The 12750-nt window shown below is 67.8% G+C and carries 10 protein-coding genes; 6 read left to right on the top strand and 4 right to left on the bottom strand.

The window, feature by feature from the left end:
• Positions 1 to 9: 9 nt before the first annotated feature.
• Together ACK4SG_RS05035 and ACK4SG_RS05030 are read left to right on the top strand one after the other, a co-directional pair.
• A complete protein-coding gene (locus ACK4SG_RS05035; protein ID WP_409600331.1) occupies positions 10 to 873 on the top strand; it encodes a universal stress protein in 864 nt (287 codons plus the stop codon).
• 41 nt (positions 874 to 914) lie between these two features.
• Positions 915 to 1226 (top strand): TraR/DksA family transcriptional regulator, encoded by a 312-nt coding sequence (locus ACK4SG_RS05030; protein ID WP_409600329.1) that lies wholly within the window; start codon positions 915 to 917, stop codon positions 1224 to 1226.
• Positions 1227 to 1386: 160 nt separating this feature from the next.
• Here ACK4SG_RS05030 and ACK4SG_RS05025 read toward each other — a convergent pair whose 3' ends face one another.
• The 4 genes from ACK4SG_RS05025 to ACK4SG_RS05010 form a co-directional block, all read right to left on the bottom strand.
• Positions 1387 to 3009, bottom strand: a complete 1623-nt coding sequence (locus tag ACK4SG_RS05025; RefSeq protein WP_409600721.1) for a serine hydrolase — start codon at positions 3007 to 3009, stop codon at positions 1387 to 1389.
• Positions 3010 to 3091: 82 nt separating this feature from the next.
• On the bottom strand, positions 3092 to 4660 hold the full coding sequence (locus ACK4SG_RS05020; protein ID WP_409600327.1) for a serine hydrolase domain-containing protein: 1569 nt from the start codon (positions 4658 to 4660) through the stop codon (positions 3092 to 3094).
• The gene (gene lysA / locus ACK4SG_RS05015; RefSeq protein ID WP_409600325.1) at positions 4657 to 5910 is read right to left on the bottom strand and encodes a diaminopimelate decarboxylase; all 1254 of its coding nucleotides are present in this window, start codon (positions 5908 to 5910) and stop codon (positions 4657 to 4659) included. The genes ACK4SG_RS05020 and lysA overlap by 4 nt, the downstream gene beginning before the upstream one ends.
• A gap of 97 nt (positions 5911 to 6007) precedes the next feature.
• Positions 6008 to 8992, bottom strand: a complete 2985-nt coding sequence (locus ACK4SG_RS05010; RefSeq protein WP_409600323.1) for a carboxypeptidase regulatory-like domain-containing protein — start codon at positions 8990 to 8992, stop codon at positions 6008 to 6010.
• Between ACK4SG_RS05010 and ACK4SG_RS05005 the strand changes: the two genes are divergently transcribed.
• The 4 genes from ACK4SG_RS05005 to ACK4SG_RS04990 are packed head-to-tail and all read left to right on the top strand — an operon-like array spanning position 8973 to position 12609.
• Entirely contained in the window at positions 8973 to 9206 is a 234-nt protein-coding gene (locus ACK4SG_RS05005; protein ID WP_409600321.1) for a hypothetical protein, read from the top strand. The genes ACK4SG_RS05010 and ACK4SG_RS05005 overlap by 20 nt on opposite strands.
• Entirely contained in the window at positions 9203 to 10633 is a 1431-nt protein-coding gene (locus tag ACK4SG_RS05000; protein WP_409600319.1) for an SH3 domain-containing protein, read from the top strand. The genes ACK4SG_RS05005 and ACK4SG_RS05000 overlap by 4 nt, the downstream gene beginning before the upstream one ends.
• Positions 10634 to 10643: 10 nt before the next feature.
• The gene (locus tag ACK4SG_RS04995; RefSeq protein WP_409600317.1) at positions 10644 to 11750 is read left to right on the top strand and encodes a dipeptide epimerase; all 1107 of its coding nucleotides are present in this window, start codon (positions 10644 to 10646) and stop codon (positions 11748 to 11750) included.
• Between the two features lie 10 nt (positions 11751 to 11760).
• Positions 11761 to 12609 (top strand): MurR/RpiR family transcriptional regulator, encoded by an 849-nt coding sequence (locus ACK4SG_RS04990; protein ID WP_409600315.1) that lies wholly within the window; start codon positions 11761 to 11763, stop codon positions 12607 to 12609.
• The last annotated feature ends 141 nt before the right edge of the window (positions 12610 to 12750 follow it).

The following is a 12750-nucleotide window of genomic DNA, read 5'->3' as shown; positions in this document are numbered from 1 at the left end:
ATCAGGACGATGAAGAACGAGAACAAGGTGTTGGCCTGCGTGGACCAGTCCCGCTACGCCGACCATGTCGCCGACTATGCGGCCTGGGCCGCCCGCCGCCTGGATGCCCCGCTGGAGCTGTTGCACGTGATCGACCGTCACCCCGGGCAAGGCACGGCCGATGACCACAGTGGCGCGATCGGCATCGACGCGCAGGAAAACCTGTTGAGCAGACTCTCCACCGAGGACGCGATGCGCACCCGGAGCGCGCGCGAGCAAGGGCGCGTTTTCCTGAACCGGCTGCGGGAACGGGCACTGGCCGCAGGGGCACAGCAGGTCGACGTACGGCAACGCTACGGTGAGCTGGAGCAGACCCTGACCGAACAGGAGGCCGATCTGCGCCTGCTGGTGCTGGGCCGCCGGGGCGAAGCCGCGGAAATGACCCAGCGCGACCTGGGGCGCAACGTCGAGCGCGTGGTGCGCGCCCTGCACAAGCCGATCCTGACGGTGACCGAAGGTTTTACCGAGCCCCGCCGGGTGATGATTGCCTACGATGGCGGAGCGGTGACCCGGCGCGGCGTGGACATGGTCGCCGGCAGTCCGCTGTTCCGTGGCCTGCCGATCCATCTGCTGATGTCCGGCAGGCATGATGCTTCCGCGGAAAAGCAGCTGGAATCGGCCAAGACCACGCTGGCATCCGCCGGCTTCGACGTCACGGCCGCGCTGGTTCCCGGCGACGCCGAGAGCGTCATTGCCCGCACCACCAAGGAGCAGGCCATTGACCTGCTCATCATGGGCGCATTCAGCCATTCGCCCCTGCGCAGCCTGCTGTTCGGCAGCAAGACCGCCGACCTGCTGCGCTCGTCGCGGATCCCCACCCTGCTGCTCCGCTGAGTTGCACCTGCCCGATGCCCCCTCCCACTGATCCCCGCCAGTTGCGCCTGCAATCCGCATTGCGGGACACCATTGCGGCCATCGCCCGGGCGCAGCAGGCAACCGCGACGGTTGCGTTGGACCCATCGAGCATCGGCAGGCTCTCGCGGATCGACGCGCTGCAGCAACAGGCCATGGCGCAAGGACTCATGGCGCGGCTGCAGATGGAAAAGCGCCGGCTCGAAGCAGCACTCGACCGCTTTGACGCCGGCACGTACGGGGCCTGCTGCGCCTGCCACGATGCGATCGAGTCGGCGCGCCTGCTGTCGGATCCAGCCGTGGTGTTCTGCCAGGCCTGCGCGGCAACCCGCTGACAGCCTACATCCGCAGCACTCCAGACAGCCGCGATGGCGGCCCACCCGTGCGCCGGCCCTGCGTATGTCCACCCCGCGGCGTCTGCTCACGTCCTGCACCGCAGGCCGGGATGGCGCCCGCCTGATCAGCACGGGCAGGACGTCGCCGGGCAGCAGCGCCTCAGCGGTCCAGAAACAGCGCGCCAATGGCCAGCGCCGTCGGGTAGGGTTCGGGATCGTTGCGATTTGTGAGCAGCACCACGGTCAGCCGGCGCGCCGGCCAGCGCACGATGACGTTGCGGAAGCCGATGGTCTCGCCGGAATGCCACAGCGTTTCGCCGGTGATGCGCCAGCCGAAGCCGTAGAAGGCTTCGTACCCCTCGCCCGCCACGGGAACGTGCGGCGCGAATGCCAGCGCGCGTGACGCCGCCGACAGCAGGCGGTCGTCGTACAGCGCAGCGTCCCAGCGCGCAAGGTCCTCGATGGTCGAATAGATGCCGCCGTCGCCCAGCACCGCGCTGGTCGCACTCTGATCCGTGCGCTGCCAGTGGCCGTCCATCTTGCTGTGGCCAAACGCCCGGTGCGGCACCTCGGGCCCGCCGGCGACATATGCCAGCGAATCGCGCATGCCCAGCGGCTCGAAGATGCGGGCATGCAGGAACGCCGGATAGTCCATGCCGGAGACCCGCTCCACCACCAGCGCCAGCAGCGCATAGCCGCTGTTGCTGTAGCGGTAGGCACTGCCCGGCGCAAAATACAGGCGGTGTTCGCGCTCCAGCAGGGCCAGCACGCCGGCATCGCGGATCTGCCCGGCGTACGGCACCGGCATCAGGTCCTCGTAGTCCAGCAGGCCCGAGGTGTGGGTCAGCAGATGGCGCAGGGTCATGGCCTGGGCCTCGGGGGGCAGCGAGGGCAACCACTTGCGGACCGGATCATCGATGGTCAGCCGGCCATCCTGCGCCAACAGCAGGATGGCGGCTGCGGTGAACTGCTTGCTGAGCGAGGCCAGCCGGTATGCCGTGGCCGGGCCGGCTTCGACGCCTTGCGTCAGGTCGGAGCGGCCATAACCGCGCGCCACCACCGGCACGCCATCGCGCATGACCAGCAGCGATGCGCCGGGCACCTCGCCATCGTAGCGCTGCATCAGCTGGTCGATGCCGCCATCGAGGCTGTGCGGATTGGGGCCGGTTATGGGCACGTCGTAGTAACTCCCTGGCGCAGGTTCCGGGTCGAGGCGGTAGTGCCACCACTCTTCGGGCAGGTTCAAGAACCCCTCCGCCGCCATCGCCGTCCGCAGGCGGTGGCGGTTGGCGCGCTGCCGTGCGGTGACCTCGGGGCTGTCAGTGTGGGCACGGGTCCCGAAGAAATCGAACGGCGTCCCCATGTCCAACGGCAGGCAGCCGGCATCACGGCCATCGCATTGCAGCAAGGTCAGATCCACCGTGGCGCCACGGCTATGGCCGGAAACCGGGGCGATATAGGTGCCGCGCAGTTGGGCCTTGTCGAGGCCCGGGTAAAACCGGTCCCGGGTGCGGGTGTCGGCAGCATCGTCCAGCCAGCGCACGAACCGGGCCACGGCGCGGGCCGGGCGGTAGCAGTCATAGACGCGCAGCCGCAGATGCTCCCTCCGCAGCGTCGCCTCCACCCGCGCCAGCGCCTGGGCAGCCTCGCGCTTCAGCCAACAGCGCGGAGCTTCGTAGCCATCCACGCGCGCACCGACGAAGTTGTCGCTGCCGAAATAACGGATGTCCTGCGACAGGTCCGGGACCAGCGTGCGGATATCCACCAGCCCTGCCTCCCCCATCGTGCGCGCGGGCGACAGGACCGGTGGCTCGCCAGCGCACAGGGACGCGCTGCAGGCCAACAGCACCACCGCCCACAGGGCCCTAGTCACAGCCGCGCTCCCACGCGAATGCCAGGTCCTCGTAATCCGAGCTGAAGTCGCCGTCGGGATTCAGCTTCGCCATGTGCAGCTGCCTGCGCGCACCGTCGCGGGAAAATGTGAGCCAGGCGTTTTCGTCCACAGCCTCATCGTCCCAGACGAGCAGGTAGCGCCCATCGAGGCGCGCCACCCGGCCGTGCATCTTCGGCGACTTGAGTGAGCGCCATTCCACCGCCTCCCCCACCGGGCACAGCCGCACCTCACCGAACCACGGGTCGCGCCAGACGCCCAGCCACTCGCGCAGGGCATCCGGCCGTATCGGCGTGCGTCGGGCGATATCGGGCAGCGGCGGTTTGGCCGCGGCGGTCGCGGCCGGTGCCGCCGGACGCTCCAGATCCTCCGCGTAACCGGCAACGCCCTTCGAGGTTGCCGGCGCGGTGAACAGCTTCAACAGCGCCGTGCCCAGCACCGTGCGCGCCCGCCCCCCATCGCCGTTGATCATGAACACGAAGCCGGACTTGCGGTCCGGCAACAGCATCAGCATCGAATACATGCCGCCCAGCGTGCCGGTGTGCGACACCGTCCATTCGCCGTCCACATCGGCCAGGCGGAAGCCATAGGCATAGGCGTAGTAATGCGTGTTGTCCCACTCGCGCTTGAGCCGGGAAATCGGCATCGGGGTGCGCGCCTTCCACAGTTCGGCGCGCTGGGCCGGGCCCAGCCAGGCCAGCTGGGCGGGCGTGGGAGCCAGCCAGACGTTCGCCCAAGTCAGCATGTCGCGCAGGGTGCAGCGGATGCCGCCGGCAGGCGCCGAGGCGATAGCCGGAACGATGTCCGCATCGCCGCGGGTGCGCACGATGCGGTCGCCGTCGCGGCCGTGCGGCTGGGCCACGCTGCCGGCCTCCTTCAGCGCGAACTGGCCAACGCGGCAGCCGGTCAAGCCCAGCGGCTCGAACACTTCGCGCCGCAGCAGTTCCTCGTACGACGCACCACCCGCCGCTGCAGCCACCTGTCCCGCCACCACGTACAGCAGATTGTCGTAGGCATAGCCGGCGCGGAACCCGTAGGCGGGCTTGATGTGGCGCAGGCCGCGGACGATGTCGTCGCGGGTGAACAGATTGGGCTCCGGCCACAGCATGAGATCGCCGCCACCTTCCGGCAGCCCGCTGTTGTGCACCAGCAGGTCGCTCACCGTCATGTGCGCGGTCACCCACGGGTCGTGCATGGCGAACGCCGGCAGGTGCTTCACCACCGGGTCGTCCCACGCCAGCTTGCCTTGCTGGACCAGCCGCGCCAGCAGCGCGGCGGTCATCGCCTTGCTGTTGGAGGCGATCTTGAACAGGGTGTCCCCGGTCACCGGGTCGCCGCTGCCGTACACGGTCTCACCAAAGCCTTTGGCGAACGTGACCCGGCCGTCCTCGATCACGCCCACCGCGATACCGGGCAGGTGGTAGCGCGCGATGGCGGCCTGCACGGTGGCCTCCACGGCCTCGGGCGTGGGGCCCTGCGGCGCGGCTGCCAGTGCCGCGCCCGCGGCCAGCCACGCCAACACCACCGCGATTACCCGCTTCATGCCGTCCTCCAGTCGTCCGCCGGCCGTTCGTCGGCGATCATCGCATCGAAGGTCTGCCGCATGCGGATCACCGCGTAGCGCCCCTCCTCGACCAGTACCTCCGCAGCCAGCGGGCGCGCATTGTAGGTGGACGCCATCGACGCGCCGTAGGCACCCGCACCGAGGATGGCGACCAGATCGCCGGCGGCGCAGCGCGGCATCTCGCGCTGCCGGGCGAAGGTGTCGCCGGTCTCGCACACCGGGCCGACGACGTCGTAGGCGACACGGTCGCGGCCGGCCGCATCGCCAACCCGCACGATGTCGTGCCAGGCGTCGTACAGGCTGGGGCGCAGCAGGTCGTTCATGCCGGCATCCAGCATCAGGAAGCGGCGTTCGCGCCCCTGCTTTTCCAGCACCACGCGGGTGAGCAGCAGGCCCGCTTCGGCCACCAGCCAGCGGCCGGGCTCCACCAGGATGCGGCCATTGAAGCCGGCCAGCGCCGCGCGGATCGCGTCGGCGTATTCGTTCGCATCCGGCGCCACCTCGCCGTCGCGGTAGCGCACGCCCAATCCACCGCCAACGTCGATGCTGGTGATGGCGTGGCCGGCGGCCTCCAGCGCGCGCCAGAACGCGGCCATGCGCCCCAGCGCCTCGCGCACCGGGTCGAGGCTGAGCAGCTGCGAGCCGATGTGCATGTGCAAGCCGTCCAGGCGCACGTTGGGCCGCTCGGCGGCAGCCTCGAACCACGCGCGCGCTTCGTCCATCGGCACGCCGAACTTGTTCTCCGCCTTGCCGGTGGAGATCTTGGCGTGGGTGCGCGCGTCCACGTCCGGATTGATGCGGACCGCCGCGACGGCCACGGTGCCGCGCGCGGCCGCGAGGCGCTGCAAGGCGTCGAGCTCGGCGCGGGATTCGATGTTGAACCGGCCGATGCCCACCGCCAGCGCGGCGTCGATCTCGGCATCGGTCTTGCCCACGCCGGAGAACACGATGGCCTCGGGCGCGATGCCGGCACGCAGTGCGCGCAGCAGCTCGCCGCCCGACACGATGTCCGCCCCGGCACCCTCCGCCGCCAGCAGCCTCAGCACCGCAAGATTGCCGTTGGCTTTCACTGCATAGCGGATGCCAGCATCCAATCCGGCCAGCGCCTGACGCAAGGCGCGGATGCGCTCGCGGATCGCGGGCGCGGAATAGACGTACAGCGGCGTGCCCTCGCGCGCGGCCAGCGCGGCAAGATCGACGCCTTCGAAACTCCCGGGAAACCCACCCACCATTGCCTCCGGTACACGTCCCAAAAAAGGGCGGCCCGACAAGGGGCCGCCACCAGGGGGAACTGCAATCGCGACGACCGCTCCGGACGTGGCCGGGTCAGTATTCGTAGGTCAGTACCAGCTGCATGTAGCGCGGAGACTGCCACCCCTTGGCCTCCCCGAAATACGGCATCTTGTTGCCCGGGGTGCTCTCGTAGCGGGTATGCACGTTGACGGTGGTCTGGCTGTTGAAGAGGTTGTAGACGGCGAAGCGCGCCTTCAGCGAGCCGACCGGCACCGGGATCGTCCAGGTCACGTTCGCACTCACGTCGGTGACCCACGGCATGCGGCCGAACGCACCCAGCGGCGTGAACACCAGCTGGCGCGTCGTCCAGTCCGAACAGCCGGACTGGCACAACCAGCCGGAGCCACCGCCGCTGTACTCGCTGGGACCGCCCGCGCTGCGGTTGTCATTGGGCCAGCGCACGCCGAACGCGGAAATCGGCCCACCGGAATACGTGGAGAGGGTCGCCCCGAACAGGAAATAGTCGTTGAGTTTGTAACTGCCGCGCAGCTTGATCTGATGGCGGTGATCGTTGAACAGCACCCCGTAGCGCTCGTTGACCGCAGGGTGATCGTAGTACTGCACCAGGTTGGTATCGGCGTAACCGGTATCCGAGTTCACCGGGCCTTCGATGTTGCCTTCGGTCTTGGACCAGATGTAACTGGCATTGAACGACCAGTGCTCGTCCCAGGCGCGATCTAGCTGGAATTCGACCGACTTGTATGTGCGGCGCGGCTTCTTGTAGCCCATGATCAACCCGCTGCCCAGCGCTTTGTAACCATCCTGGGAGCTATCGAAGGTGACCCAGTCCCCGGTGGTCGGACACCACAGGGTGTTGGTATCGCCCGGGTTGAGGATCGGCCAGTCCCCCGAGTACCACGGGCAACCCTCGACATGGTTGATGCGTACGTCCTCCACCGCGCGGGTGACTTTGCGGTAGGTGGCGTTGACGCCGTAGGACCATGTCTGGTTGATCGCGCGCTGGAACCCCAGGATGTATTCGTCCTGGAACACCTGCTTCAGGTCGCGCGCCACCTCGGTGCGCACATCGTCCGGGGCCGCCACGTTGCCCTCGGTATCGACCGGGCCGAGTTGCGCGCCCAGGCGGGGAAACAGATAGGGCATGCCGGTGACGGGATCGGACTTCTCCACCCAGCCGTCCAGCACGTAATAGGTGTGCTCATCGGTCGTGCCGCCGCCGAAATAGTCGGTCAGCTTGTTGGTCAGCGGGATGTAGTAGCGGCCGGCATTACCGAAGACCTTGGTGCTGCCGTCGCCCTTCACGTCCCAGCTGAAACCCAGACGCGGTGAGATCATGTCGCTGAAGCTGGCCTTGGCGAAGGTGGCGCCAGAGGCCAGCGTGTTCTCGAACTTGTCGGCGCGCACGCCGAGGTTCAGCAGCAGGTTGGGCGTGATGTTCCAGTTGTCCTCGATGTAGAACGCCTCCGCCTTGGTGGAAACCGGCGCGCCCGTGATGTAACGACGTGCATCGACGATCGCGGTGACGCCGGACGGAATCACTGCGCCGTTGGGCAGCACCCCGCCTGCGCTGGCCGCCTGCACGAGATAGCTGCTGCCGTCGCCGGGATAGAACCGGCTGCTGTCGGAATCCATGACCTCGCGGTCCATGCCGAAACGCAGCAGGTGATCGCCCAAAGCCCATTCGAAATCAAGCCGCATCGCGGTGCGCTTGTCGAAACGGCTGCTGACGCTGCTGTTGGTGGGGTGGCAACCTTCCTGCTCGGTCGCCGGGCCGAATTGCGCCGTGTAGCTGCCGGAGCGGGTGACGATGCTGCATCCCGCATCCCACGGGCTGCCTCCCGTGGCGCTGCGCTTGTTGATGCCGTACATCGCCTTGGCGGTGAAATTCTCGGTGAAATGCCCGGTGTACGTCAGGGAATAATTGTCGCCACCGGACCCCGAGTACGACTCGCCATTCTTGTCACCAAAGACCCCTGAATCCCAGTCGTATTCATAGTTGCTGGTGGTGGACTTGGCCTTGTCGGAGAACGCCAGCAGTTCCAGCAGGTGGTCGTCGTTGATCCGCCAGTCGAACTTGGCGCCCCAGAAATCGTTGTTGCTGGTGGTCCGGAATGCCTCGATCGTATCGATGTCGCGCGGATTGCTGTCGCGCTGTTCATACATGGCGAAGAAGAACAGCCGGTCCTTCACGATCGGGCCGGACGCCCAGACGTTGGCCTTGTAGAACGAGCCGCCGTCGCGGCTGGTGCGGTCCCGCTCGTCCAGCGTGCCATCACTGTGGAAATGGTCCTTCAGGGTGGAGGCCCAGGCGAACGGCTCGAATGTCGCCTCGGCGCCGGCGTGGAATTCATTGCCACCCGACCGGGTGATGGCGTTGATGACGCCGCCGGTGCTGCGTCCGAACTCCGCCGAATAGCCACCGGTCTTGATCTGGAACTCCTGGTAGAAGGCAAACGGCACGGTCGAGAATCCCTGGCGCCGGTAGGGGTCGGTCACATCCAGGCCATTGATGTAGACCACGTTCTCCGCCACGGACGCGCCCCCGAACGTCAGGCCTCCAAAGCTGGCGCCCGAGGCAATGACGCCCGGCGCCAGCAAGGCCACCGAGGTCAGGGATTGGTCCACCGGCAAGCGGGCGATTTCCTGGCGGGTGACGTTGGTGGACGATTCGGTGGAGTGCACGTCGACGCGGTTGACCACCCGCGACCCCAACACCTGCACGGCATCCAGGTTCACCGCGCCGTCCTTGAGCAGATTGAGCGTGGTGGTCCCGCCCAGCGAGACGCTGACCGAAACCGCCGCCCCGCTACCCGCAGCCACGCTGTAGTTGCCCGGGGGAAGCTGGGCAATGCGATAGTTGCCTTCCTTGCCCACGGTGATCGTACGGACCAGTCCGGTGTCGCTGTTCTTGACGGTGATGGTTTCACCGGCGTTGGCGCGCCCGGCGATGGCGCCAGTGACCGACTGCGCCAATGCCGGGCCGGCCACCAGCGACGACAGGCACAACCCCATGGCGAAACTCAATGCGGACTTGCGAATGGTGCTGACGTTGCGCATGACCTCTCCCCCGGCGATGTTCGTGATGAAGACGCACCCGATGCGCCAGGACATCCACCCCTGCGGCGCCGTTGGCATCGGCTGTCGCGGTGGTGTAACACGCCGGGCACGCATGGTCAATAATTTATTCTTGGTGTATAACCAGTGCGAATCATCTATTCCGCAATGCAGCATCCATCCGGCGCATTGCCCAGCGAAGGAGGCGATGGAATGAAAGGCCCGCCCTTGTCGCACCTCCGCCTGACGACCGCCGGCCTGCTGGCGTTGGCCTTGGCATGGCCGCCGTGCATGGCGCGCACGCCGCAGCCCGCCCCTTCCTTGCCGGTTCCCGTGCACGGGGTCATCGGCGTGGCGGACGCCTATCTCTCACCCGAGTTCTGGGTGGCCCGCACCGCGGCGGCGGACACCCCGCGCATGACCCGCGCGGCCATCGACGCCCGCAACGCGCGCCTGCTGCGCGAAGATGCGTCGATGCACGACCTGGCGGCATTGCCAGCGACGCTGGACCGGGCCCGGGTGGCCAGCTGGATCGAGGCGCTGGCCTCGCCCCCGACCCGGCCGCTGTGGGACGAAACCGGCACGCCGGTGGCGAAGGAAGCGCTGGAGGCGATCGCGGCCAACCGCGCCCTTGCCGCCATCCCGGCCAGCCAGCCCACGCGCTTTGGCATGGCCGTCCGGCGCGCGCCGTTGCGCGCTTTCCCCACTGCACTGCGCGTGTTCAACAGGGATGACGATACCGACATCGACCGCTTCCAGGAAAGCGCCCTGTTCCCGGGCGACGCGGTGGTCATCGCGCATGCCAGCGCGGACGGCCGCTGGCTGTTCGTCGTCAGCACGCGCTATGCCGCCTGGACCGAGGCCGATGCCATCGCACAGGGCACGCGCGACGAGGTGCTGGCCTACGCCCGGCGCACGCCGTACCGGGTGATCACCGGCGCCAAGCCGCGCACCGTGTTCACCCGCGAGGCCCCGCGCGTGTCGGAGCTGCAGCTGGACATGGGCACGCGCGTGCCGCTGGCGGCGGTGGCCCCCGACCAGCCCGTCAACGGGCAACACCCCTACACCGCCTGGCCCCTGGACCTGCCGGTGCGCAATGCCGACGGCCGCCTGGCATTCTCACCCGCGTTGCTGCCTAAGATCGCCGACAGCAGCGCCGACTATCTGCCGCTGACCCGCGCCAATATCCTGCGCCAGGCCTTCAAGTTCCTCGGCGAACGCTACGGCTGGGGCCACGCCTACAACGCCCGGGATTGCAGCGGCTTCGTCTCCGACGTGTACCGCAGCATGGGCGTGCAACTGCCGCGCAACACCAGCGCGCAGGCGGTGAGTCCGGTTTTCCCGCGCGTGCGGTTTTCGCCCGGGGACAGCCGCGAGGCCCGGATGGCGGCCATCCGCGCCCTCGACGTGGGCGACCTGATCTACATCCCCGGCCACGTCATGCTGTACATCGGCGACATCGATGGGATGCCCTACGTGATCCACGACACCAACGGCGGCAGCTATCTCGGCGCGGACGGCGCACTGCGCACGATGCACCTCAATGGCGTGTCGGTGACGCCGCTGCTGCCGCTGCGTTTCGACAGGAGCCACGACTACGTCGACCGCATCACCAACATCGTCCGGGTGGCCGCCGCCCAATGAAGGCTCTCGCATGAAGATCAACGACATCCGCTTTGGCATGCTGCGCGTGCCGCTGAAAACCCCTTTCAAGACCGCGCTGCGCACCGTCGAGCAGGTCGAGGACGTGGTGGTCATGGTGCACACCGACAGCGGCCACGTGGGTTACGGCAGTGCGCCGGCCACCGCGGTCATCACCGGCGACACCCACGGCTCCATCGTCGAAGCGGTGCGGCACTACATCGCCCCGCGCCTGATCGGCCAGGACATCGCCAACCTCAACCACCTGACCCACCTGGTGCAGGGCGCGATGGAGAAGAACACCAGCGCCAAGGCGGCGGTGGAGATCGCGCTGTACGACCTGTGGGGCCAGCTGTACCGCGCCCCGATCTACCAGCTGCTGGGCGGCGGCGAGCCGGCCATCACCACCGACATCACCATCAGCGTGGACTACATCGACAAGATGGTGGCCGACGCGCTGGCGGCGGTGGACCGTGGCTTCGAGTCGCTGAAGATCAAGGTGGGCAAGGACATCGGCCTGGACATCGAACGCACCAAGGCGATCCACGCCGCGGTGGAGGGCCGCGCCCTGCTGCGGCTGGACGCCAACCAGGGCTGGACCGCCAAGCAGGCGGTGTACGCGCTGCAGACGCTGGAGGACGCCGGCGTGAAGCTGGAACTGGTGGAACAGCCGGTGAAGGCGCACGACCTGGCCGGGCTGCGCTACGTCACCGAGCGCGTGCATACGCCGGTGATGGCGGACGAAAGCGTGTTCGGCCCGCGCGAGGTGGTGGAACTGATCCGCATGCGCGCTGCCGACATCGTCAACATCAAGCTGATGAAGACCGGCGGCATCTCCAATGCCATCAAGATCGCCGACATCTGCGGCCTGTACGGCATCGACTGCATGATCGGCTGCATGCTGGAATCCAGCATCGGCGTTGCCGCCGCCGTGCACCTGGCAGTGGCCAAGTCCGACGTGATCAGCAAGGTGGACCTGGACGGACCGTCGCTGTGCCAGTTCGACCCGGTGCAGGGCGGCGTGGTGTTCAACGAATCGGAGATCAGCGTGACCGACGCACCGGGCCTTGGCATCCGCCACATCGAGGGCCTTGCGCCCGCGCACGAGCTGGCGGCCTGAGACGACGCCGATGGGAACGGCGCTGGTCAAGATCCGCTCCGAGCGGGACCGCATGTCGGCGATCGAGCGCCGCATTGCCGACTTCATCGTCGAGAACGCCCAGCTGCTGCGCGACTATTCCTCGCAGCAGCTCGCCAACGCGCTGGGCATCAGCCAGTCCAGCGTGGTCAAGTTCTGCCAGAAGCTGGGCTTCAAGGGCTATCCGGACCTGAAGCTGGCGATCAGCGAGGCGGTGATCCGCGCCGACAGCAACGGCGGGTCTGCGCCCTCCCCGCAGCACGCCCCCGCTGCCGCGGCGCAGGGCCACGACCTGTGGCTGCGCAAGTCCGAAGCCGAGGAAGCCACCCGCCTGATCAACCCACCAGGCACGCTGACCGCGGTGGCCGAGGCGATCGGCCGCGCCGGCACGGTGTTCATCATCGGCCTGGGCGAGGATGACCTGCACGCGCGCACGCTGGCGCTGCGGCTGGCGCAACTGGGCGTGCTGACGGTGCACAATTTCGACCCCGCCCACATGACCGCCAGCCTGTCGGCAGCACGGCCCGACGACGTGCTGCTGGCGTTCTCCGAACACGGTCTGCACCCGGCGCTGTGCCAGCTGGCGCGCCACATGCGCAGCCAGCGCGGCAAGGTGGTCACCATCACCCGCCACAGCGCGAACGCACTGCGCGCGCTGGCCGATCTGGCGCTGCTGGTGTCCGCGCACGACGAGCGCGCGCACATCGAGCCGCTCCTCTACCACTCGGCACTGCAGCACCTGCTGGACCGGCTGTTCATCCGCCTGTACGAATCCGACGGCGGCCGGCGCGCGCACCTGCAGCAAACGCTGGAGCGCATCCAGCCCCTGCTGGAACCATGATGTCCCGGGCTTGTCCCTGGTCCTTCCGTTCTTCATTTCCGCGCAGACCTGCATCCAGCGCTCGATCTGCCCGCCAACCCAAAGCCCGACGCTCCCGCCTACACGGGAATGACAAGCAAAAGCCCGCTACGATTCACCCAT

The organism is Thermomonas sp., from assembly GCF_046293095.1.
Taxonomy (GTDB): Bacteria; Pseudomonadota; Gammaproteobacteria; order Xanthomonadales; family Xanthomonadaceae; genus Thermomonas.
This window is presented reverse-complemented; position numbering and strand designations above follow the sequence as displayed.

What these genes read in the sequence shown, in the direction of transcription:
- ACK4SG_RS05035 (WP_409600331.1), top strand. Translation starts at nt 10, where the DNA reads ATGAAGAACGAGAACAAGGTGTTGGCCTGCGTGGACCAGTCCCGCTAC.
- ACK4SG_RS05025 (WP_409600721.1), bottom strand. Translation starts at nt 3,009, where the DNA reads ATGGGGGAGGCAGGGCTGGTGGATATCCGCACGCTGGTCCCGGACCTG.
- ACK4SG_RS05020 (WP_409600327.1), bottom strand. Translation starts at nt 4,660, where the DNA reads ATGAAGCGGGTAATCGCGGTGGTGTTGGCGTGGCTGGCCGCGGGCGCG.
- ACK4SG_RS05005 (WP_409600321.1), top strand. Translation starts at nt 8,973, where the DNA reads ATGGTGCTGACGTTGCGCATGACCTCTCCCCCGGCGATGTTCGTGATG.
- ACK4SG_RS05010 (WP_409600323.1), bottom strand. Translation starts at nt 8,992, where the DNA reads ATGCGCAACGTCAGCACCATTCGCAAGTCCGCATTGAGTTTCGCCATG.
- ACK4SG_RS05000 (WP_409600319.1), top strand. Translation starts at nt 9,203, where the DNA reads ATGAAAGGCCCGCCCTTGTCGCACCTCCGCCTGACGACCGCCGGCCTG.
- ACK4SG_RS04995 (WP_409600317.1), top strand. Translation starts at nt 10,644, where the DNA reads ATGAAGATCAACGACATCCGCTTTGGCATGCTGCGCGTGCCGCTGAAA.
- ACK4SG_RS04990 (WP_409600315.1), top strand. Translation starts at nt 11,761, where the DNA reads ATGGGAACGGCGCTGGTCAAGATCCGCTCCGAGCGGGACCGCATGTCG.